The organism is Butyrivibrio sp. FC2001, from assembly GCF_000424125.1.
In the GTDB taxonomy this organism is placed as follows: domain Bacteria; phylum Bacillota; class Clostridia; order Lachnospirales; family Lachnospiraceae; genus Butyrivibrio.
On the sequence record NZ_AUJH01000015.1, the window covers coordinates 67,099 to 90,355 of the forward strand.

A 23,257-nucleotide genomic window follows, 5' to 3' on the forward strand; every position below is an offset into this window, starting at 1 on the left:
ATGTTTATGAGATGCCTTCATGCAGATTTTTATAAGATGAAAAGAAGCTCTGTGCTGGTAGCACATATAGTTATTCCGATAATCGTAAGCGTAATGTTTCTCTTATATTACGCCGTATCCGGAGGTGGCTTTGATGAGGCTGACAAGATAATGGCTTTTTATGAGACCCTCGGAGTTTCATTTCCCATATTGATTGGAATAATCACAGCAAGTACAATGGAACAGGAGCAAAATGCGGGAGCGTTTCAGAATCTTCTTACTTTGAAGAGCAAGACCGCAGCGCTCTTTTCCAAGGTAGTAGTACTGGTTTTGTTTAGCATCGTCGCCTTAATCTTATCAGCAGTTTTATTTGGATATGGATTTGAGAATGTCCTTGGGCAGGGCAGTGCCGGGATGGGAGTCTATATTGTGGCAGCACTTTTGATATGGCTTGCTGGGATTCCGTTATACATCTGGCATACCATACTTGCCTATTTATTAGGAAAAGGAGTAACGATCGGTGCAGGATTTTTCTCGGGACTTATCAGCGCACTTTTACTGACTGATCTCGGAATGTACATCTGGAAGATCGTGCCGTTTTCATGGACAGCCAGAATGCCTGAGGCGTACCTTGGTATTGCGCTGGGGAATTCTGTAGAGGGGACTGTGGCAGGCTCGCAGCTTCCTGCAAACTTTATTATTGGTTTTGCTAGCTTGGGGCTGTCGATATGCATGATTTACCTGGCTTTTCTGGCAGTAAGTCTTGTATGCTATTTTGGTTTTGCCAGGAACTATGAGGGAAGCAGGATAGTGGAATAAACCTGAGTAAGGGCAGTTCTTCTATATGGGATTTATATAAGATTTATATTGGATGCCTATATGTGATAACTAAATGGGAGAACTATATGGGATGTCTATATGGGATAACTATAGGGTATGTCTATATGGGATGGTCATGAGACAGGCTTTGCGGTTTAGTTACTTGTAGTAAGTCCGAAAAAGAAATTAAACACGTAGTCCAAAATAACCATTTGGTGGGAACTCCGCGACATTTGCTCGAAAAGTTCTATAGGTCCCGTAGGTAAGGGCTCTATTGAGGTATGTGTCTACGTGACTATTTACTAACCATAGATATGGCGCGTAGGAAAGGGCTTCATTAAGGCATATGTCTACGTGACTATTGTCCTATACAATAGATATATCAAGTAGGTAAGGGAAATACAGAAGTCACCACTACTAGGCAACTATCATATTGAGCCAGGGCATGTAGTGCCCTTCCGAAATACACAAAAATCGTAAGCATATAGTTAAGTACAGAGTGAAATAAAAAAGGATGAAAAGAAAATATGGCAAACATACTTGCAGTTGACGACGATATCGCCATTTTAAACATGATAGGGAATGTCCTTACAAAGGACGCACACACAGTTACAAAATTAGATGATCCGACAAAGATAGAAAATGACAAGCTGGGGAATTATGACCTGATCCTTCTTGACGTGATGATGCCGGGAATAGATGGATTTGAGCTATGCACAAAAATCAGGAATCAGGTGGATTGTCCGATTTTATTTATCACAGCCAAGACGGATGAGACAAGTCTTGTGAACGGGCTGGCTCTCGGAGCAGACGATTATATCTGCAAGCCCTTTGGGGTTATGGAGCTTAGGGCCAGGATAGGAGCGCACCTTAGAAGGGAAAAGCGTGAGCATGTAGCAAGACTTTCCCTTGGAAGAATCTGCTTCATGCTTGAGGCCAGACAGATGATGCTTGATGAAAAGCAGATTACTCTTACAAAGGCTGAGTACGATATCTGCGAGTTTCTGGCAAAGAACCGTGGCCAGATTTTTTCAAAGGAGCAGATACTGGAAAAGGTGCTTGGATATGACAGCGACAGTAGCGACAGCACGATAATCACACATGTAAAAAACATCAGAACAAAGCTGTCAGGCTACGATTACATGCCAATCAAAACAGTTTGGGGGATTGGATATAAATGGGAAGAGTAAGAAGTAAGGACAAAAAGAATAAGAGGGGAATCAGGAGCCTTGGGAGCATGTTTGAAACCTATACATTTTTGATGGGATTTGCATTGCTTCTCTGGGTGGCTTTTTCATGGTTTCTGTTTAATGTGCTGATAACCTACGGTGAGATTTATCCTGCAAACTACGCTGAAGAACAGATTGATGACATCTATATAAACATAATAAATGCAGATGAGGTTACGGAGGATCTGATTCCGGATTTCTGCAGCTATGTGGTGTTTTCTAAGGATGGGGAAGTACTCTTGGGTAACCTGGCAGAAGATTCATTAAAATCAGCATGGAATGCGGCAAACAATCGAACCATAAATGATAAATATTTTTACAAGGTTATTTCTAGAACCGATGAGTATGTTGTTTTGCAATATAGTATAACACCGCAATTTAAATCGAGATTTATTCGAAGATATCTGCCTGATCCTGAAAAATTCCTGACGATTTTTATTATAGTTGGGTGCCTTATAATCATGCAGATATTTGCGGTTGGCTTTGGAAAAAGAATCAGGTCCAAGCTGACAACCATGAGGGATGCGATAAAAGAGATCGGCGATCAGAACCTCGATTTTCAGGTTACATATTCAGGAGTAAGAGAGATTGACGAGTGTCTTGCCTCAATGGACGATATGCGATACGCGCTGAAGACCTCTCTTCAGAAGCAGTGGAAGACCGAGCAGGAAAAGAACAGGCAGATGTCAGCTCTTGCCCACGACATTAAGACTCCGCTTACAGTGGTTCGCGGTAACTCGGAGCTTCTTTTTGAGACTGAGCTTACAGATGAGCAGAAAAACTATGCCGACTATATTTCAGGCAGTGCAATTCAGATTCAGAACTATGTGCAGACACTGATAGAGGTAACAAAGTCTCAGGAGGGTGTTAAGCAGGCGCCTGTTAAGGTTCGGGTTTCAGAGCTTATTAGTGACATTAAAAAGCAGACAATGGGGCTTTCAGAGGTTTATCATTTAAAAGTAAACTGGAAGGGTGAATCAGGAAGTGAGCTTAGCGGAGTGACAGACAACAATGGAAAGCCTGTGACAAACTTAGAGGATGACACCGCTGTAATAAATATCGTCTATGATCAGGTTGTAAGAGCTGTTATGAACGTAATACGAAATGCAGCAGAGCACACTCCTGAGGGCGGAGTGATAAACATTATGTCGCTTTTGAATGGAACGGAGCTTACTTTTACAGTCGAAGATTCCGGAAGTGGCTTCACACCTGAAGCTCTTGCCCATGGCACCGAGCAGTTCTTCATGGATGATACCAGTAGAACCGGCGGCTCTCACTATGGTATCGGTCTCTTCTTTGCAAAGAGAGTGGCCAAGGAGCATGGTGGCAGCATAGAGCTTTCAAATTCCAAGGAGACAGGTGGAGCAAAGGTAGAGATTACATTTTGCCAGCCGGCTTAAGCGAGACACTAAAATCTTTGTTTAGACTATTTTGCAAATAAAACAGTAGATGGAGACAAAATGAAAATAGAGGAACAAAAATTCACATTACCGGACGGTCGAGAGCTCATCATTAAAAGTTCAGGCCCTGAGGATGCAACGAAGATAAAAGCACTAAGGGAGACAACCGCAGCGGAGACGCACTTTCTGGCAAGAGAGCCGGAAGATGGTCCCTTTAACGGAGAGCGGTTAAAAAGCGTTCTTGAAGATATAGAAAAAAGTGAAAGAGACTTCATGGTAACAGCCTTTTATGGAGATGAGGTTGTTGGAGAGCTGGGAGTAATGCTGATAAAGCCCCACATAAAGTATCTTCACAGAGCATATCTTGGGATGTCTATACTTCAGGATTATACCAGGATGGGGCTTGGCAGCTTCATGATGAAGCTTGCACTTGAGCAGGCAAAAAGAAACGGATTCGAACAGGTGGAGCTTGGAGTATATAGTGATAACGACATCGCCCATCACGTGTATAAAAAGTGTGGCTTCAAGGAGTATGGCATGAATCCAAGAGCCTTCAAACTCAAGGATGGAACCTACTGCGATGAAATAATAATGGTAAATATATTGGACAGCTGATTTTTCTAAGGCTATAGATAATATTTAAAGGGGGCATAGCACTTAATATGGAATTAAAGAGACTGACCGAGCATATATGGTACATGCCATTTGAAACAGAAAGAGACAGACCGAATCTTGGCTATGTAAAGGGTGATAACTGGAGCCTTGCAATTGATGCGGGACATTCAGAGGATCACACGAAGGAGTTTTATACCCTTTTACAAAAAGAAAATCTGCCATTGCCAAGCCTTACAGTTCTTACACACTGGCATTGGGATCACACCTTCGGCATGCACGCAGTAAATGGACTATGTATTTCCAATGAAAAGACAAATGAATACCTTGCAGCATGGAAGGAAAAAATAGAGAAGAATGGTCCCGGGGAGTTCCTCTCACTCCATGAAAGTATAAGACATGAATATGCAGGGAACACCCCTGTAGTAGTAACTTTATCTGACATGATATTTAAAGGCAGCATGGAGCTTGATCTTGGCGGCATCCATGTAAAGCTTATGGAAACACCGGCGCCCCACACAGATGATTCCACACTTATTTATGTATGCGAGGATAAGGTGCTTTTCATTGGAGACTGCGCAGGAGACGATTTCTTTACAGGAAATAAAAGTGAGGAGCTTTGCAGAAAGCTTGCTGATAACATAAAAGAGATTAGTCCGGAGATATGCGTTGAGGGTCACTGGGTTCCTGTTGAAACGTCAGACACGCTGGCTGATCTGACAGCAGGAATTTAATAGTTAGCACTTTGGAGCATGATGGTATTGTCCGACACACATTACCATAGTATATTGGGATTATGAAAAGATACAGATTAAAATTCTACGGCAGAGTTCAGGGAGTTGGTTTTAGATACACGGCCCTGCATGCTGCTAATATGTACAGACTGACCGGCTACGTCAGGAATGAATATGACGGCTCTGTTACCTGCGAGGTTCAGGGACGGGACGAGGATATTGATATGTTCATCCAGCAGATTGGCCGTGGAAGATTTATAGAAATAGACAGAATAGATAAGAATAAGCTCGAATTGGAGCCCGATGAGCGAAGCTTTAAGGTCGACTACTAAATTAAAATTAGACAAACACAGATATGTTTCTTGAGGGGGATACAAAAGAATATGAAAGAGCTTAGCATCATTTGAAAAGACTACTTCCAAAAAAGTCAAAAGAATACAGACAGGAGAAAAGGGAGGACTTTTATAGCTGTAACATAAACAAACGATGACTCATGAGAGGGAGGCCGACAATGAAATACAGCTTTGATACATATCCGTTATACAAAGATGAGTCTAGATTTGCCTTTGTTGTAAGGGCAAAGCTAAGAATGAAGGAACCTGTTGATATTGATGTCCTGAGAGTGGCTGCCAACAAAGCCATAAAAAGATATCCATATTTTGCCGTGAAGGTCGAAGTCGATGAAAGCGGCTCTTACGTGCGCGTACCAAATGATAAAGAGGTCGCCGTGCTTCCCATGGGAGATAAAACTCCGCTACTTGGAAGCAAGGAGGCAAATGGTCATCTGTTGTTTCTGGAGTGCGATGGAAAGGATATTTATTTTAATATCTCACATACCATGTGCGGAGGTCGCGGATTACAGCCATGGATCATGACAACGCTCTGGCAGTATGTGGCAGATAAGTATGGAGTAGAGCCCAACGCTCCGTCCATCAGAAAACCCGGGGAGCCGCTTCTTGATGGCGAGATGGATGAACCCACGCTGGATATGCTTCCAAAGGATGAGCCCATTTATGAGTATGCCAGCAAGAACCCTCATGTTTTGATTTTTGATTACCTGAATGCACTACTTAATCCCTTTGCAAGAAATGATAATTATCGTCTTCTCACCTTTAATCAAAAGGATATCATGACCTATGCCAAAGGAACCGATTCCAGCGTAGCAGCCTTTTTCCTGGTTGCTGTTGCAAAGGCGTTGGATGGACTGCTTCCTGCAAAGGTCGCTGCTATAGGCGGAGAAATGGCCCATAACCTGTCTGCCAATATCGGTATGGGGAATGCGCATTGCGATGTCTTAAGCCACATCCATATAGATTACACAAGAGAACAGCTCAAGATGGATATGGAAAAGCTTGGAACAATGACAAGAGGGCAGATAATACTACAGACAGATCCTACCGTAAGTACCAGAGAGATACGGGGAAAGCTTGGGCTGTATGAAAAGCTTGATGGCATTAAGGGCATTAAAGCCAAGAAAAAATACATGAAGGAAAACGACCCGTCCACAGGAAAAGGAGCCAAGCACGGAACCTATTATGTGAACTATACCGGTCAGCTTGACTGGGGTGAAGTGGCTGATTATATCGAATCCTTTGCCGCCATTGTGGAAGGACATGTGATGCTGGAAGTAACCTCTGTGGGCGATAAGATATTTGTCTGCTTTATGCAGATGCTGTCTACAGATAAATATATAAATGCTTTCTGCGATGTACTTAAAGAACTGGGAATTCCTTTTACCATGGAAGGACCATTCCCCAAGAAACTTTCAAGACATCAGTTACCTGTGACATAAGTGCTTACATGGCAAACAAAAATATATATATTTCCTTTCAATACTCCTTATTTGCAAAAAAACGCTTCCTGCACTGCTTTGAGCATCTGCAGGAAGTGATTTTTAATTTATAAATATTTATCTGTTTTCAAGAAGATTGTCAATTCTCTTTTCGTAGACATTAATGCGTGCTCCCTTGAGAGGAGTTGTGAGAATATAGTCAGTATCCTCTGCGCTCATGCCGCCGCTTACCATTTCATCATATTTCTCTTTGGGTATACCTATATAGCTGGCAGTTGCAAAATATAAACCCTCATCGCTAAGATCTATATCCTGGTATTCAATGAAACCTTTTGTATTTACATATTCCTCAGGAAGAGGAAGAGTCATTCCCATATTGGATAATTTCTGTACATTTCGAGTGTCATCCTCTTCCCCGGCAGGAGTACTGCTCTTCGGAACAACTTCCTCGTTAATAAGCAGCATATCATCAGATGATAACGTGCCTGCATTTTCGACAGCAACCTTCCCCGTTGATTGCGAGCCGCATGCGAACATGCTTAAAGACAGACATGAAATTAGTGTGGTTGAAAAAAGTTTGCGAAAAAAATTGTTCATAAAAATCCCCCCTTCAAAAGTGTATGAATTATCACAATTAATTATAACTGAGTATTTATGCGGGAAATCTAAAGAATTCGTCATGTTTTATCTCCTTACATTTAGTAAGCATAAGATAGAGGTTCAGATTCCAAAGACTATTGATGATTACAGTATATCAAACGACCATAATATATATTAAAAATGTTTTAAAAAAGTATTGAGCCCTATATAATATAGATTATTGTGTTTTGTTGGAGGATTCTATGACTTACTCAGAGATTTTTAAAGAAATTGTCAGCATTATGAAAAACGATTCCGCATCATATCCTGATTTTGGTGCAGGTAATTTTGAGGAATATGAAAAGCAGATAACCGATGACATGGACAGAATGGAGTTCCTTCATCTGGTTCAGAATTATGTGTCGACATTTAAAATTCAGGCACATTTGAAATTCGTTGACAATGCATGTGGATATGTGGGCTTTTCCGTGATGAGAAAAGGAGACGTGCTCTACGTTACCAAAGCTAACAATGGTACAGGACTTGTGCCCGGGGATAAGATCACAGCTATTGATTCCATGCCTGTCTCTGAGGTTGCACAGCGTGAAAAGAACATGCTGATGGATGAAAGCGAGGAGAGACAGGGAGGACTGTGGCCTGCATTTTTGAAATACTATAAGACCATATCTGTAGAGCATGAGGATGGCAGTAAGGAAGAGCTGGAACTTGTACTTGATACAGAGCCTGAGCCGGAAGAAAAGTATTATTCCAGGAGCTACGGGGATGATACTCTGTACCTCAGATTTGCTGATTTTGTGGATGCACAGGCAACTGCGAAGCTCTATGAGGATTGCAGGGAATCTCTTGAAAAGTGTAAAAATCTTATAGTTGATGTCAGGGGTAACGGCGGCGGTGCAGATGGCTGCTTCATACCTCTTATAGAGTATAGCTTTCCTGCAGGAGAGCCTGTTGATAACTACATTAAGCCTGAATATCCCGTTGCGATAAACTATTCAGAAAGAAACTGTGATGACCGTCTTAAGCTTCTTAAGAGCTTTTTCGGGGATGATGTTCCGGAGGATGTCAAACCCATGGTAGATAAGATGCTTGCTGATCTTGATGCAAACAGGGGCAAGGGCTTTGTCGATGAAGATGAGGATATGTTCAAGGGACTTATAGGTAAGGCCAATCCTGAAAAGGTCTGGGTTCTGACCGATGAGGGCTGTGGTTCTTCAGGAGATGCTTTTGTGGAGGCCATGAGCTTTTCACCAAAAGTAACTGTTGTGGGACGCCCCACCTGCGGTATTACAGATTACTCTAACCTCAACATGGTAAGCTTTGATGATTTCCAGTTTATGTATCCCACATCCAGGGACAGTAGAATAGACCATGGCAAGGGACTTCTTCAGAGAGGCGTGCCGGTTGATAAGTACATCCCCTGGACACCCGAGCAGATAAAGAAGGATGTAATGCTCGAAGCTGTGCTTGAGGAGATTACGTCATAATAAAAACTGATACATGAAGATGAAATGGCAGAAGCATGGCTGCTAAATGAGTAAGTGCACTACCGGGTTCTCTGATAGATATCTGCATATTAACTCCTTTACATGTAGTATTAAAAACTATGTGATGTAATGTCAATACTACATCTTTGGAAGGGGTGTGTCAAGTATACGAAAAATCTGTGCAAAAAGGCTTAAATTCAGTGAGAAGTTGGCTTTTTTCCGGATAATGTATTAGAACTGAAAATAGGAAAACAAGGAGAAGGGAAAATGATCAATTGCAGCGTATATGCTCCATGCAAATGAATGAAATCATATTTGTATGGAGGGTAAAATGAGAAATAGAATAAAGGAATTAAGAGATTTTTACATAATTTGGAGCACTCAGAGCCTGTCACAGCTCGGAAGTGCCATAACGGGATTCGCACTGACACTCTGGATGTATGAAAAGACAGGTTCAGCACTTAGCACAGCTATGCTGACAATCTGTACCTATGCACCTTATGTCATAATGAGCATTTTCGCTGGAGCGATAACAGATAAATTCGATAAAAAGAAGACTATGCTCATATGCGATCTTTTGGCTGCGTTAACAACGGTTATTGTATTTGTGTTATACAAGACGGATACGCTTGTTATGTGGCATCTGTACGTCATCAATGCCTTTTCGGGACTGATGAATACTGTACAGCAGCCGGCTTCAGAGGTGGCATACACACTGATCGTTCCAAAGGAGCATTATCAGAAGACCAGTGGATTCCAGCAATTGTCACGGTCCCTCATTTCTATAGGTAATCCGCTCATTGCATCGGCACTTTATGTACTTGCGGGACTTGATGTGGTAATAGCTGTAGACCTTCTGACCTTTGCAATAGCGTTTATGGCGTTACTTCTTTACATCAGACTTCCCGAGATTCAGGATGGTGAGAGCAATAACGACAGCGTTCTTAAGCTTGCAAAAGAGGGACTTAAGTTCCTTAAGGAAACACCACTGATACTTACAGTAATTCTGTTCATGTCAGGTGTTAACCTTACGGCATCCGCTTTTGATGCGGTACTTCCTGCACTTGTAATTCCAAGAGCAGGTAACGGCGTGTATGGAATTGTAACAGCATGTTCAGGCGTGGCTATGGTAGCAGGAAGCTTCTTACCAATGATCCTGCCAAAGCCGAAGGACAGAGTCAGAGTCATATATCTGACAATGCTTTTTGCGTTGGGAATTGAAAACTTCCTGTTGGCATTTTCAAGAAGTCCCGTTCTGTGGTGCATCGGACAAATCATAGGATGGGTATTTGTACCGCTGATGGCTGCCAATCAAAATGTAATAATGAGAAATGTCATCCCGGTAGAGCTTCAGGGAAGAGTGTATGCCTGCAGAAATACACTGCAGTTCTTTACAATTCCCATCGGACTTTTCCTTGGAGGATTTTTCGTTGATACAATCTGCGAGCCATTTATGGAAATGAATAAAGACAACTCGTTCTGGACTATGCTTTTCGGAACCGGAAAGGGCTCAGGCGCAGCTCTCATGATGTTTATTCTTGGAGTTACAGGAACCGTTATCTGCATAACTTCAGGGCAGATCATGAAAAGGTACAAGTATACAGACTGATAGTCATGGGAAGAAACAAGGAGGAGTATTGAACAAAGACACGATAATCAGTGACGCTATTGAATATGTTAATAAGCTTTTTCAGGGTAATTCAGATGGCCATGGGGCAGATCATACGATGCGTGTATATCATAATGCCAAGGCTATTATCGAAGGATATCCCGAAGCGGACAGCTTTGTAGTACTGCTTTCTGCATTATTACATGATGCAGATGACCACAAGCTTTTCAATACGGAAAACAACATGAATGCCAGGTCATTTATGGAACAGAACGAAATACCTTCAGAAACGATAGAGCAGATTTGCTGTATAATAAATTCAGTGTCATTTAGCCAAAACAGAGGAAAAAGTCCTGCAACGACAGAAGGAAAAATTGTTCAGGATGCGGACAGACTTGATGCTATCGGGGCAATAGGAATCGCCAGAACCTTCGCGTACGGTGGGAAGGTTGGAAGACCGTTGTCAGATTCCGTACAGCATTTTTATGATAAGCTTCTCCTCTTAAAGGATGAATTGAACACTGATGCTGCTAAGGAGATAGCGCAGAAGAGACATAAGTATATGCTGGATTTCCTGGAAGAGTATTATCTGGAAAGTGGAGGTATCAGGGCTTGTCATGAAGGATTATAGAGAGCTTGCGTGGCAGATGGTCTATAAGCTTTGAAGAAGAGCTTGATAAGAATATCATATAAAACAGTGTAAAACAGATCCGAATAAGTGAATTCGGGTCTGTTTTTTTATGTAAAGCCTATAGTTACTATACAGTTTAATGGATATACAGCTGGTGTATCAAAGTAAATGGTCTATGGGGACGGGGTTATAGGACCAAAAAATGGACCAGGAACCCCGTCCCCCAGGTCCACTTTTTCAAATCAGGAGGTCACATCATGACAGTATTGTACTTTAGTTCTACAGGCAATTGCCTGTATGTTGCAAAACGTATTGGAGGCAGGCTCCTATCAATACCGGAATGTATCCATGAAGAAAATTTTGAAACAGAAGATACAGAAGTGGGGCTTGTTTTTCCGGTTTATGGGCTTTGCGTTCCACCGTTTATTGTAGAGTTCATAGAGAAAACATCCATTACGACAACATATCTGTTTGCCGTAGCTACCTATGGCTTTTTCCCCGGAGCTGTATGCGGACAGCTCTCCGGGATCAGAACGAAAAATGGCAGAAGCTTTGATTATATCAATCGCCTTAAGATGGCTGAAAACTGCATAACCTTTTCAGACATGGCTAAGCAAAAGGGCGACAGTAAAAAGCAGCAGACTCAGATAGATGAGCTGCTTGCGGACATCACAGACCACAAAAGATTTATCAGGGAGGACTCTCCATTTAAAAAGCTTATGACTAAGAATCATCTCAAGAATTACGAGTTCGAGACCGGAGTGGGGATTACGGACATGATCAGTGTTTCAGCAGACTGTGTGGGCTGCGGAACCTGTGTCTCTCTATGTCCCATGAAGAATATCAGCATTGTAGGAGGTAGTCCTATATTTGACAGCAACTGTATAAGCTGCGGAGCCTGTCTGCAGAACTGCCCACAGAATGCAATTCATCACAGGAAGGAAAAGAGCTCAGCCAGATATAGAAATCCTCACGTTAGCCTTGAAGAATTAAAAATCACTTCATGAATTCTACAATATTAGTGTAAAGCAGAGCATCATCCGTGCAAAAGGGGAGCTCTGCTTTTCTTATGTATTACATTACATACTGTAAATAATGACTGTTTCAGCAGAGAAAGGAAGGAACAAAATGAATAGTTATTTGGAAACAAACAACCTGACCAAACGATATGGTTCCTTTGAGGCTGTAAAGGATATGAATATTCACATTAACAGAGGGGATATTTACGGTCTTATTGGACCAAATGGAGCAGGTAAGACAACACTTATGAAAATGCTGGTAGGGTTTGCGACTCCTTCTTCCGGTGAGATTGAGACGGCGGAGGGAGAGCATTACCTTAGAAAGGTCGGATGTCTTATTGAAAGCCCCGGAATATACGGGTATCTTAACGCTTATGACAATATGAAGCTTAAGGCAATTTCAATGGGACTCTATGACGAGGAAGAAATACGGTCCATTCTTGATTTTGTAGGATTATCACGAGAGCCTAAAAAGAAAGCAGGAAAGTTTTCTCTTGGAATGAAGCAGAGACTTGGCATCGGCATGGCGCTTATTGGAAAGCCGGATTTTCTCATACTTGATGAACCCATAAACGGACTTGATCCTCAGGGAATAATCGAGATGAGAGAGCTTATAAAGGCGCTCAACGAAGAAAAGAAAATGACGATCATGATATCTAGTCATCTTCTTGGTGAGCTTCAGAAGGTTGCAACAGTATTCGGAATCATTTCAGAAGGAAAGCTTGTAACAGAGGTAACTGCAGATGAATTAAAGAACAGCTATATGGACGAGGCTGATTCTCTCGAGGAATTCTATTTGAACATAATCATGAAAGGACAGAAGGCATGCTAAATTTTATAAAAATGAACCTGTACAGGTTTTTTAAAACAAGAGTTTTTTATATAACGCTTTTAATTACAGTAATTTCATTTGGACTTCTGTCCAGACTTGAGACCGACCCATCTTCTCAGTTTGATAATGAGCAGACTGTTCAGGAGGAAGAACATGTTGGCATAGTGGCTACTGAAGATATAACTGCTGAAACAAGCTTTGAGCAGCTCTATGCCAGCCTTACAGCTTCGGGCTATATCCTGATCATGGTGGGAATATTTGCGATAGTGTATACAGAGCAGGAGAGAAAGAGCGGCTTTTTGAAAAATCTTCTGACGACACGCAGGGAAAAGAAGAACATTTTTGCGGCAAAGATTCCGGTGGTATTTTTATACACCCTGATCATGTTCCTGGGATCACTTCTGGCAATAAGACTAGGAAGCCTCGGAAGGGGAGAAGGCATGTATGAAATAAAAAGCATGGGGGTTCTTTTCAGGTTCATTACTGATGAAGTAATCCTTCATACAGTATTTGGAATCGCGATGATGGCTATTTATGAGATTACCAGAAATACTATCATTCCTATCATGCTTGCTATTTTTGGATCAGCTAATCTTCATGGAATGCTTCTTAACATGATTGAAAGTAAGCTTGTTTCCATGAGACCTTCACTTGCAGGCTTTATGGAAAAGTATGCTCTTTCAAGAAATCTCATCGTAACCAAGATAAACGTTCTTGGAGATGAGGGAATGGACTTTCCTTCCATGAATCTTATTGTAGTCATTACGATTGGACTGATTCTCTATTCGGTGATGGGAATGCTGATTTTTACCAAGAGAGACACAATTTAAGAGGAATAAAAACCGGGCCCCTGGCGTATACAAAAACCATGCCGAAATGGTCATATCTATTGTAAAATAGACTGAGGATGTAAATCCCGACTAACATATAAATCAAACCATGAGGTATGAAAAAATGATGTTTTTATTATCGCTCCTTCCGGCAATTATCCTTCTTGTAATTATTTATAAAACTGATAAAAGAGAAAAAGAACCAATAGGATTATTGGCAAAGCTCTTTATTTTTGGAGTACTCTCTACATTTGCTGCCGCAATTATTGGACAGCTGGGAGATGCAATAGTTACTCCGATTCTGGGTACGGACAGCCTGCTTTACCTGATAATTGACAATTTCATACTGACAGCGCTCGTAGAGGAATTCGGGAAATATTTTGTGGTAAAGGCAACAGCATGGAAAAGTCCTGCATTTAATTACACCTTTGACGCCATAGTTTATGCGGTGTTTGCATCTCTTGGTTTTGCTGCCTTTGAGAATGTCCTGTACCTTTCATCAGGCTCCTTTAGTCTTGCGATCATGAGAGGTATCTTTGCAGTACCTGGACATGCGATTGATGCAGTTTTCATGGGGTATTATTTTGGACTTGCAAAGCGATATGAAGTTATGGGCAATCTCAAATTACGCGGAAGGTATTTGAGACTTGCCCTTATTGTTCCTGTTTTATTACATGGATTCTATGATTTCTGCGTATCATCAGGGTCAGACATTCTGCTGCTTGTATTCTTCGTATATGAGGCTGTTATTACCATAGTTGCGATCAGGAAGGTTAGAAAGCTTTCTAAAGAGGATACAGCTTTCTTCCAGGGCGGCTATCCGGGAGCAACATACGTGCAGAATATGTATTCCACAGGAGTCATAAAGTATGATCCCGCGACAGGCAAGCCCTACTATGTTGATCCCACCAGAATGAACTTTGACCCCATGACAGGGCAGAGGCTTAAGTAGGTATAGAAAAATGGCTACACTTAAGAATAAACTAACTGTGTATTTCGATGATCCTTTCTGGGTTGGTGTTTTTGAACGTACAGAAAATGGGAAGCTATCGGTGGCTAAAGTGATTTTTGGCACAGAGCCCAAGGACTATGAAGTACAGGAATATATAAACAGGAACTATTTTCGTCTGAAATTCAGCCCTACTGTAGACACTGTGGTTAAGGAAGGGAAAAGGAATCCGAAGAGATTACAGCGTGACGCAAAGAAAATGGTTTTGGAAAAAGGTATTGGTACAAAGTCCCAGCAGGCATTAAAGCTCCAGCAGGAGCAGAATAAACTGGAGCGCAAGACCAAAAGCCGGGAACTGAAAGAGGCAGAAGAGCTGAGGCTTTTTGAACTAAAGCAACAAAAAAAGAAAGAGAAGCATAGAGGACATTGAATGGACCATAGGGACGGGGTTGAAGGGCCAAAATAAAAATGGACCGTTAACCCCGTCCCCTGGTATCCCCTGGCATCATTAGTAGTGTAAAACAGACCTATATCCGTGCAACGGAAGGGCTGTTTTTATTTTGGTGTTAGATTAGATGTGAGCAAAAGTGTATGTGCTTTTTTTGAGGAGGTAATGATAGAAATGACTACAGCAGTAAAGCATTGGGACAGATTTTTTGGCCCAGGAAAATTTTATATAAAAGCTCTGTCAATAGCAGTACCGATAATGCTTCAGCAGCTTATACAGAGCATGGTTTCACTGGTTGATAATTTTATGGTATCAGGGCTTGGCGATATCGCTATGTCAGGAGTAAACGTGGCTGGACAGGTCATGTTCATTTTTATGGTGTATGTCAATACGATCTGTACAGCAGGCGGTATTTTTATGACACAGTATTTCGGTGCGAAGGATAAAAAGGGCATGGGACAGGCCTTCAGGTTCAAGCTGGTCATGGGCCTTGCTGCCGCGATTCCGTACTATCTTGTCTGCAGGGTATATCCCAGGCAGATACTGTCACTTATGGTGATTGGAAACACCCAGGCAGATGCAATTCTTGACGCAGCCGTGAGCTATATAGGGATATGTTTTTTTATAGGTGTCCAGATGACTATATCTATTGCCATAGCCAGCTCTCTTCGTGATCTTGGAAAGGTAAAAATTCCCCTTGTGATCACAGTTATAGCAACCCTTATCAATACATGTCTTAACTGGGTGCTCATTTACGGACACTTTGGCCTTCCTGCCATGGGTGTAAACGGAGCTGCTTATGCCACAGTAATTGCAAGAACCGTTGAGCTTATAGCCTTCCTTGCAGTATATGTAAAGCTTAAGCCGGACTTCATGGTTGGGGTAACAGATTTCTTCAGGATTGATGGAAAACTCTTTGGACGCATGGCAAAGAAAGGCGCACTGGTTCTTTTCTGCGAGATGGTATGGGTTCTTTCAGAGACAGTGACTACTGCTATCTATAATGGTAGAGGCGGAGCAGATGTTGTATCAGGAATGGCATCAGGCTTTGCGATAGCAAATCTATTCTTCGTCGCTTTCGGTGGAATTTATTCTGCAACGGGAGTTATCATCGGCAAGACTCTTGGCACTGGGAAGCTTGAAGAAGCCCGCATCCAGAAAAAGTGGCTCTTATCGGGAGCTGCAGTCATGGGCCTTATGATGACTTTTGTGGGCTTCGGAACGACATTCATTGTTCCGATTGTATTTGGCAGATTAAGTGCCAGCGCAATAGGTATCTGCAAGAGCATGGTAATTCTTCTGGCCTTCTTCATGCCTGCATGGGTTATCATGAATGCTCAGCAGGCTATAGCAAGAGCCGGAGGCGATACAGCAATGGGAATGTATACGGATGCATTTATTACGATTGTTGTCATGCTGCCGATGCTGTTTGTTTTTGCAAGATACACAAATGTGGGACCTGTTACCATGTACTTTGGAGTAAAGCTTCTTGATCTTGTGAAGGTTATTATATTCCACTTCTGGCTTCGCAAGGAGCGGTGGCTTAATAATCTTACGGTTCCTCAGGTTGCATGATTTTCGTTGTAACCGTCCGGTTGACAGATATCTGGCTACAAAAGGAGCAAATGTTTTTGTTATTGGAAAAGGGAAATTAATTTTGGAAAAAATATTGATTGAAAATATAGAAAAAGTACATACAACCGAAATGGGCGTAGACAGAATAAGAAGAAACCTGGGGCTTGGTGAGATAGATGTTGTTGAGTGGTGTTAGGAAGCCAAAGAATGAGTATTGTAAAAACAGTTAACGATTGTCGGTTATACGTTATATACTAGAATAATTGAAACTATTATATGGAGTATAGACTTCTGAAAAAAGAATGGAATCCAGTATCCTGAGTTTGTATAAATCAGGCATTGTTGAGGGTTAGACATGAATAAGGAATGGTCAGATAAAAATAAAAAAATGCAGTCTCTCATTGGGAAGAAGGAGAGCTTTGATGAGGGCATTGCAGTTCTTCTTGAGCTAAGAGAAGAGCTTTTTGATCAGATAACATCAATAGTGAATACATATCCTGGAGAAGCATTTTACCAGATGCCTTTTGCCGGGGCGAAGGGGTATCACAGTAAGACGCTTGCATATTCCATGTGGCACATATTTCGGATTGAGGATATTGTGGCGCATACACTGATTCGTCAGGACAGTCAGATTCTTTTTGCTGAAGACTGGCTACATAGGATAAACAGTCCAATCATCACTACCGGTAATGAACTGAAAGGCGAGGAGATTGCAGAGTTTTCAACAAAGCTGGACGTGAGTGTCTTGTATGAATATTGCAAGGCTGTAATGGAGTCCACAGATATACTGTTGAGAGAGCTACAACACAAAGACCTGAAGAGGAAGTTTTCGGATGACGACAGGAAACGGATAATCGAAACCGGCTCGGTCAGCAAAGATGAAGATGCCTTCTGGCTCATCGATTATTGGTGTGGAAAAGATGTAAAGGGCTTAATTCAGATGCCTTTTTCAAGACATTGGATCATGCATATCGAAGCAATGTGCCGGATTAAGAACGAACTTTGCAGGAGAGTTAGAAAAGGCGTAGATCCTGTAGCATACTGTGGCCTTTCCTGTAATCATTGTTTCCTGAAAGAATGGTGTGGCGGATGCAGGACTTCCTATAACACCTGCTCCTACGCAACCTGCAGCTCTGATCATATATGTCCCAACACTGCATGTTGTAAGGAAAAAGGCCTCGATGGCTGCTATGAATGCGATAATTTAGCTGATTGCCAGACAGGATTTTATTCGCTTGGAAATGATGTAAATGCTGTGAAAGCGATGGCGTTGTTCATTCGTAAGTATGGCAAGAAGGAATTGGCAGCCACTCTTGATAATCTTCATGAGAAGTATGATTTTCAGAAGATCCAGGAAATACTTGGTTTTGATCTGGATGAGGGACTAAAGATTCTTGAGAAAAACAGAGGGGGAATATAAAAATGTTGAGACTTAGACCATTTAGAACGCCTGACGCTAAGGAAATAATTAAGTGGACCAGAAGCCCGGAAGAATTTTATAAATGGTCAGCAGGTATCATGGGAGACTATCCGGTTTCAGAAAATAAATTGCTTGAGGTTGTTTCTGCAAGAGAGGATAGCACAAGCTACTTCCCTTTCACTGCTTTTGATGATAGTGGTATTGTAGGATTCTTTATTGTAAGGATTCCGGGAGAAGATGATAAGAGAGTACGATTTGGATTTGTAATCGTCGATCCATCAAAAAGAGGCATGGGATATGGAAAACAGATGCTAAACATCGGGCTCAAATATGCGTATGAAATATATGGTGCGGATGAAGTAGGCCTTGGTGTTTTTGATAATAATAAGCAAGCGTACCATTGCTATAAATCTGTAGGTTTTATCGAAAATGGTATTACCGAAAAATACGAGATTTGCGGTGAAACGTGGACAGATATTGAAATGGTTCGACCTGCTTTGTGAGGTAAATATGAAAAAGAAAGCAGCTTTAATAGCAACTGCAGCTATCGTCCTGATGATAATAATCGGATACTGTTATGTGATCCATAATCAGGTCAGGTTTGATGGGGACAGAGTTTGTTCGAAGAATCCAAACAGATTTTATCTGAACTTTAATTTGATGAATACAGCTGACTCGGAGACCATGATGCTTAATGAAGGAGAAACACTGCATGTTACCTGGCAGATCGATGGTGGAAAGGCAGATGTAATGATTGCGATGACAGATGAAACACCAATTTATCGGGCAGATAAATGTGGTAAGGGTGAGAATGCAGATTTTGAATTAACAATTCCTAAGACAGGGGAATATACAACTACTATTTCCGCATATCATGCCAAAGGCTGGTTGGAAGTAGATGAAGTTTTGAAGGAGGATTAAATGCAAAGGATTATTGTTTATTTTTCACTGGAAGGTAACACAGAGTACATAGCAGATAAAATGGCAAAGGAACTTTCATCTGATAAATTAAGGCTCGTTCCCAGGAAAGCTTACAAGACCGGTGGTTTTTCTAAATTTTTCTGGGGCGGAAAGAGTGCGGTCATGGCAGAAAAACCTGAGCTTGAGCCTTACGATGTGGACTTGTCTGTTTATGATGAGATTATTTTGGGATTTCCTGTATGGGCAGGCACATTCACACCGCCGCTAAGGACATTCATTTTGGAGAACAAAGAGGGATTAAAAGGTAAAACCATAGCCGCATTTGCTTGTCAGAGCGGTGCCGGAGCGAAAAAAGCTTTTTCAAAATTAAAGGATTGTATTGGAATTGACAGCTTTGTTGCAACTGCAATTTTCATAGATCCGAAGGAAAAGCCTTCAGAAGAAAATGAATATAAACTAAACGAGTTTTGCAAAGTACTACAGCAAAGGTGAGGTGCTGTGTCCGGCGCACTAATGGTTTTGGGATTATTGTATGGTCATTCGGAAAGCAGCGATGCCGAAACCAAGGCAAAGGCTTATGCAATGGCTGAGAAGTATATGAACAGGTTTATCAGTGAGAACGGCAGTGTTGTTTGCAGAGAACTGCTGGGGTATGACCTTTCAAAACCGGATGAGCGTGAAAAGATTATGGAGAAGAATCTTTTTCGAACCCTTTGCCCGGAGATGATCAGAAGTGCGGTCAGGATACTTGATGAAGTTTTGGAGGAATGAATACAAAACTGGGATATACGGAGGTGATTTTGTTGAATAACGTCTTTTATGAAATGATATTTAAGAGAAAGTCGTTTCATGTTTTCAGAAATGTTGGAAACGAATCAATCAGTGAATACGAACTCAAAGATATACAAGATGCATATTCAGGGTTTATTCCCCTGAATCCCGAAATCAAAACAGCCATTCGTATTATTCCTGAAAAGGAGACTAACTGCAAGCGAGGCGGAGAATACTGTATTCTGCTTTACAGCGAAAAGAAAGATGGCTATCTGCAAAACATAGGCTATCTCGGTGAACAACTCGATCTTTATCTTGTATCTCGAAATATCGGAACGCTCTGGTTCGGAATAGGCAAAACAAAAGAAGAACCATTTGAGGATATGGAGTTCGTTATTATGCTTTCCATCCGAAAGATCAGTGATGACTCTAAGTACCGCAAGGATATGTTTAAGAGCAAAAGAAAGAGCATTGAGGAAATATGGGAGGGGGAACAGATTTCGGGTGTGACCGATATTGTCAGGTTTGCACCGAGTGCATGTAATTCTCAACCATGGCTTGTAAAGAACGATGGCGAGCTATTGGTTTACAGATACAAGAAGCCCGGCAAAAGAGGAATAATGCCTGCGGATAAGGTTTCATTCTATAATTGCATTGATATGGGGATTTTCATCTGTTTTATGGATATTTGCCTTGAGCATAGAGGTATTAATTTTGACAAAATACTATATCCGGATACCGGCGAAGATAAGGAATATGTTCTGAATGCAAAGTATAGACTTGAATAGGTTTTACGAGCTGATATTCGAGCATCGCCAAGGGAATATGCCTTCAGAATGCAAAGCAAAAAGATAAGTTGTTGGGGATAGAAGGAGGACCAGGGAGTGCCTGATACAGCAAGATTTGTTTTGGGAATTATAGGAATAGTCGGAGGAATCCTGTGTGCAACAGCTGATCTGTTTTTGGACATCAAGGGACCGGATAATAAAAAGCTTGGGAAAATGGGAATAATTGACAGTGCATGGGAGAGAATGGCGCATTTTAGATTTGTGCTGTCAGGGATATTGGCGATGTTTGCAGTTCCCATGTATTCCTGCGGATTTATATCACTCATGCAGATGGATGGGAATTATTCAACAAGTGCCATGATTCTTAAGATTATATTTTTGTGCGGGGCAATGGGCGGCTTTATGATACACATTTTCCTGTGCCTGCAGCCAACTATATATCAGGTTATTATGAAAAAGAATGATCAGGAACTCGCTGAAGAAGTGATAAATTCTATATTCAGACAGATTTATGTCCCGTTTTTTACGCTATATACAATGCTTGTGATTATCCCGGCTATTGCAGTTATGACCTTCATAATAAAAGGCGCATTACCTCTGCCTTTGTGGTGTGTGCTGCTAAACCCTGTAGCTTTCCAGCTTATTGGTTTTCTACTTAGAGCCACGAAATTAAAAATATTCATTGATGCGCCAAGCTGCTGCGCAGCAAGCCTGGGACTGGCCTCCTATGGAGTGCTTGCACTTTTAAGCTTGTGATACATCGGTGTATGAAAATAGTTTAGATGTTGATTTTTGGTGAGGAAAATTAAAAAAATGTCAGTGACAAAAGTGAATTAAAGAACAATCCCTACGAGCTTTGGGGATTGGCCTAAAGAATACATGCGGAGGAGCTGGTTATGGAAATAAGGATTGCGGATGAAAAAGATATTGATCTCATGATGAGCAGCAGGCTTGAGATGCTAAAGGAAGTAAATTCCCTGGATGCTGATTATCAGTATGCTGAGAGCTTTGTGGAAGAAAGCAGGAAATACTTCCTTGAGGGTAATCAGACTACGGTTCTTGCGCTGGACAAGGAGAAGGTTATAGGCTGCGCGACTATCTGCTATTTCACTATCATGCCGACATTTTCACATCCAACAGGTAAGAGGGCTCACCTTATGAATGTGTATACTTCAAAGGAGTATCGTAAGCAGGGCATTGGGATGAAGATGGTGGACACGCTCATCGAGGATGCCTGGAACAAAGGGGCTACGGAAATCAGTCTTGATGCTACTGAGGCAGGGAGACCTCTCTATAAAAAATGTGGTTTTGAGGATTCAAGCGAGTGTATGGTTTTGGTAAAATGAAAAGGACAATAAACTTTTAAATATAATGTTCGCGGAACAGGGATAAAAAGGAGTGCGTGAATAATATTTATGAAAAGGGGAGTATTTGTTCTTTTGGCTATGGCAATGTGCCCGCTGATTGTTTCGGGGTGTAGCAGGCAGGCGCAGAATGAAATTACCACAGTGACCTTCCAGACCTGGAATCCGGCCGATACCGGACCGGATAGTCCAATCTACAAGATCATAGATTCTTTTGAAAAAGAAAACCCTGACATTAAAGTTGAATATGTATTTGTCGGATCAGGCGATGAATATCAGGATCACCTCCGTGTAGAACTGATGGGAGGTAAAGGCCCTGATGTTTTTGGCGTGCCTTCAGGTAATACCTTTGATTCGACAAGAGCATTTGAGGAAGAGCTTTCTTCGTATTGTGAGAAGGCCTGGGGATCTGACTGGCAGGACAAATTTTTCAGTTCATGCATCGAGGCTGTAAGCGATGATCATGGTGATATCTACGGGCTTCCGCTGGGACAGACCTATGCAGGCTATCTTTGGGCAGATGTAAATATGCTAAAGGAATATGGCTGCGAGGTGCCAACGAGCTACAAAGAAATGCAGGAAACCTGCGGGATACTTCGTGAAAACGGTCAATATCCACTTGCAATCGGTGCTAAGGATTCATGGCTTAATCAGGATGTGTGGATGTCTATAGCTGCTGACTGTGACGCTGATGCATTATATGCTGCCATAGAAGGTAAGGCATCCTTTGAAACGGAGCCTATTATAGAGTCGCTCAGGATATGGCAGGACAGCTTCAGCAATGGAGTATTTCAGGACAAGGCTATAAAGACGCCGCTGTACGATACCATTAATAATATGTTCCAAAGAGAGGGAAGTATCCCCATGTTTATAAATGGTTCCTGGGCCATGAATATGTACACTCAGAGCGATGAAAAGACCTATGAGAATTTTAATGGTGAAGGTGCAGACCATGATATTTTTCTGATCGACTGGAATGATAATGGAAAGGTTTCACCGGTTACGTCATCTGTTGATGTGATTCTCTGCATGAATCCTGAGTCGAAGAACAAGGAAGCTGCATTTCGCTGGATGGATTATCTTGTTAATGAAGGTCAGGACCTGTTGGTTAATCAGTATCTTGAGTACATGCCATCAAGGACCGACTTAGAGCTTAATGTCCAGGGGCTTAGTGAGGACGGAATTCAGAACCTTGAATATATCATTGAAAACGGAAAGTCGAATGTTGCCGGATCAAGAATAATACCTTATGAGGATCTTTATATAGTTGTTCGTGATGCCTTGGAGGACCTTGCTAAAGGGACTATCACTCCGGAGGACGCAGCTGCCAGAATCCAGGAAGTATCAAGGACCATGATACGGTAAAAGTCTGATAATGGAAATCTGCTGCTTGAAATCACCAGGAGGATTGGAATGGAATTCAGAAGGCTGACAGAAAAAGGCATTTGAAA

27 protein-coding genes are annotated in these 23,257 nt (G+C 41.7%); 26 read left to right on the forward strand and 1 reads right to left on the reverse strand.

The genetic code is table 11. The annotated features are described in order from the left end of the window. From G601_RS0109195 to G601_RS0109225, 7 genes are all read left to right on the forward strand, one after another. Entirely contained in the window at positions 1-798 is a 798-nt protein-coding gene (locus G601_RS0109195) for a lantibiotic immunity ABC transporter MutG family permease subunit (protein ID WP_026665159.1), read from the forward strand. A gap of 527 nt (positions 799-1,325) precedes the next feature. Further along, positions 1,326-1,988, forward strand: coding sequence for a response regulator transcription factor (locus G601_RS0109200; protein ID WP_026491948.1), 663 nt, complete (start codon positions 1,326-1,328; stop codon positions 1,986-1,988). Continuing rightward, on the forward strand, positions 1,976-3,427 hold the full coding sequence (locus tag G601_RS0109205; RefSeq protein WP_026665160.1) for a sensor histidine kinase: 1,452 nt from the start codon (positions 1,976-1,978) through the stop codon (positions 3,425-3,427). Before G601_RS0109200 ends, G601_RS0109205 begins: the two co-directional genes overlap by 13 nt. A 60-nt stretch (positions 3,428-3,487) precedes the next feature. Beyond that, positions 3,488-4,042 (forward strand): GNAT family N-acetyltransferase, encoded by a 555-nt coding sequence (locus tag G601_RS0109210; RefSeq protein ID WP_026665161.1) that lies wholly within the window; start codon positions 3,488-3,490, stop codon positions 4,040-4,042. Between the two features lie 47 nt (positions 4,043-4,089). Next, positions 4,090-4,773 (forward strand): MBL fold metallo-hydrolase, encoded by a 684-nt coding sequence (locus G601_RS0109215; protein ID WP_026665162.1) that lies wholly within the window; start codon positions 4,090-4,092, stop codon positions 4,771-4,773. Positions 4,774-4,835: 62 nt separating this feature from the next. Continuing rightward, positions 4,836-5,105: an acylphosphatase gene (locus tag G601_RS0109220; RefSeq protein WP_035786228.1), complete on the forward strand. Its 270-nt coding sequence runs from the start codon at positions 4,836-4,838 to the stop codon at positions 5,103-5,105. A 179-nt stretch (positions 5,106-5,284) separates the two neighbouring features. Beyond that, entirely contained in the window at positions 5,285-6,565 is a 1,281-nt protein-coding gene (locus G601_RS0109225; protein ID WP_026665163.1) for a hypothetical protein, read from the forward strand. A 117-nt stretch (positions 6,566-6,682) separates the two neighbouring features. On the opposite strand, the gene G601_RS0109230 is transcribed toward G601_RS0109225, so the two are convergent. Continuing rightward, positions 6,683-7,162 carry a hypothetical protein gene (locus tag G601_RS0109230; RefSeq protein WP_026665164.1) on the reverse strand — a complete coding sequence of 160 codons (480 nt, stop codon included), beginning with the start codon at positions 7,160-7,162 and terminating at the stop codon, positions 6,683-6,685. Between the two features lie 245 nt (positions 7,163-7,407). On the opposite strand from G601_RS0109230, the gene G601_RS0109235 reads away from it, so the two are divergent. From G601_RS0109235 to G601_RS0109325, 19 genes are all read left to right on the forward strand, one after another. Beyond that, complete coding sequence (locus G601_RS0109235) at positions 7,408-8,649, forward strand: S41 family peptidase (RefSeq protein ID WP_026665165.1); 1,242 nt, start codon at positions 7,408-7,410, stop codon at positions 8,647-8,649. Between the two features lie 331 nt (positions 8,650-8,980). Continuing rightward, the gene (locus G601_RS22665) at positions 8,981-10,258 is read left to right on the forward strand and encodes an MFS transporter (protein ID WP_242834400.1); all 1,278 of its coding nucleotides are present in this window, start codon (positions 8,981-8,983) and stop codon (positions 10,256-10,258) included. A gap of 28 nt (positions 10,259-10,286) precedes the next feature. Further along, positions 10,287-10,889 (forward strand): HD domain-containing protein, encoded by a 603-nt coding sequence (locus G601_RS22670; protein WP_035790575.1) that lies wholly within the window; start codon positions 10,287-10,289, stop codon positions 10,887-10,889. A 257-nt stretch (positions 10,890-11,146) separates the two neighbouring features. Beyond that, a complete protein-coding gene (locus G601_RS0109250; RefSeq protein ID WP_026665166.1) occupies positions 11,147-11,896 on the forward strand; it encodes an EFR1 family ferrodoxin in 750 nt (249 codons plus the stop codon). Positions 11,897-12,017: 121 nt separating this feature from the next. Continuing rightward, positions 12,018-12,740, forward strand: a complete 723-nt coding sequence (locus G601_RS22675) for an ATP-binding cassette domain-containing protein (RefSeq protein ID WP_051200922.1) — start codon at positions 12,018-12,020, stop codon at positions 12,738-12,740. 11 nt (positions 12,741-12,751) lie between these two features. Continuing rightward, on the forward strand, positions 12,752-13,570 hold the full coding sequence (locus G601_RS0109260; RefSeq protein WP_207638038.1) for an ABC transporter permease: 819 nt from the start codon (positions 12,752-12,754) through the stop codon (positions 13,568-13,570). 109 nt (positions 13,571-13,679) lie between these two features. After that, positions 13,680-14,522, forward strand: coding sequence for a PrsW family intramembrane metalloprotease (locus tag G601_RS22680; protein WP_081673466.1), 843 nt, complete (start codon positions 13,680-13,682; stop codon positions 14,520-14,522). 10 nt (positions 14,523-14,532) lie between these two features. Beyond that, positions 14,533-14,949 (forward strand): YjdF family protein, encoded by a 417-nt coding sequence (locus G601_RS0109270; protein ID WP_026665168.1) that lies wholly within the window; start codon positions 14,533-14,535, stop codon positions 14,947-14,949. A gap of 192 nt (positions 14,950-15,141) precedes the next feature. Next, positions 15,142-16,542 carry an MATE family efflux transporter gene (locus G601_RS0109275; RefSeq protein ID WP_026665169.1) on the forward strand — a complete coding sequence of 467 codons (1,401 nt, stop codon included), beginning with the start codon at positions 15,142-15,144 and terminating at the stop codon, positions 16,540-16,542. 82 nt (positions 16,543-16,624) lie between these two features. Then, on the forward strand, positions 16,625-16,738 hold the full coding sequence (locus tag G601_RS26105; protein ID WP_242830059.1) for a DUF3781 domain-containing protein: 114 nt from the start codon (positions 16,625-16,627) through the stop codon (positions 16,736-16,738). Positions 16,739-16,897: 159 nt separating this feature from the next. Beyond that, the gene (locus tag G601_RS27220) at positions 16,898-17,962 is read left to right on the forward strand and encodes a DUF3795 domain-containing protein (protein WP_081673468.1); all 1,065 of its coding nucleotides are present in this window, start codon (positions 16,898-16,900) and stop codon (positions 17,960-17,962) included. A gap of 2 nt (positions 17,963-17,964) precedes the next feature. Further along, on the forward strand, positions 17,965-18,465 hold the full coding sequence (locus G601_RS0109290) for a GNAT family N-acetyltransferase (protein WP_026665170.1): 501 nt from the start codon (positions 17,965-17,967) through the stop codon (positions 18,463-18,465). A 7-nt stretch (positions 18,466-18,472) separates the two neighbouring features. Further along, positions 18,473-18,883 carry a hypothetical protein gene (locus G601_RS0109295; RefSeq protein WP_026665171.1) on the forward strand — a complete coding sequence of 137 codons (411 nt, stop codon included), beginning with the start codon at positions 18,473-18,475 and terminating at the stop codon, positions 18,881-18,883. Continuing rightward, positions 18,884-19,375 carry a flavodoxin family protein gene (locus G601_RS0109300; protein ID WP_026665172.1) on the forward strand — a complete coding sequence of 164 codons (492 nt, stop codon included), beginning with the start codon at positions 18,884-18,886 and terminating at the stop codon, positions 19,373-19,375. Positions 19,376-19,381: 6 nt separating this feature from the next. After that, a complete protein-coding gene (locus G601_RS22695; protein WP_155834497.1) occupies positions 19,382-19,654 on the forward strand; it encodes a C-GCAxxG-C-C family protein in 273 nt (90 codons plus the stop codon). 53 nt (positions 19,655-19,707) lie between these two features. Further along, positions 19,708-20,442, forward strand: a complete 735-nt coding sequence (locus tag G601_RS0109310) for a nitroreductase family protein (protein WP_242834401.1) — start codon at positions 19,708-19,710, stop codon at positions 20,440-20,442. A gap of 96 nt (positions 20,443-20,538) precedes the next feature. Continuing rightward, positions 20,539-21,198 carry a DUF6796 family protein gene (locus G601_RS0109315; protein WP_026665174.1) on the forward strand — a complete coding sequence of 220 codons (660 nt, stop codon included), beginning with the start codon at positions 20,539-20,541 and terminating at the stop codon, positions 21,196-21,198. Between the two features lie 140 nt (positions 21,199-21,338). Beyond that, complete coding sequence (locus G601_RS0109320) at positions 21,339-21,788, forward strand: GNAT family N-acetyltransferase (RefSeq protein ID WP_026665175.1); 450 nt, start codon at positions 21,339-21,341, stop codon at positions 21,786-21,788. Positions 21,789-21,857: 69 nt separating this feature from the next. After that, positions 21,858-23,171, forward strand: coding sequence for an ABC transporter substrate-binding protein (locus tag G601_RS0109325; protein ID WP_026665176.1), 1,314 nt, complete (start codon positions 21,858-21,860; stop codon positions 23,169-23,171). Positions 23,172-23,257 lie beyond the last annotated feature (86 nt).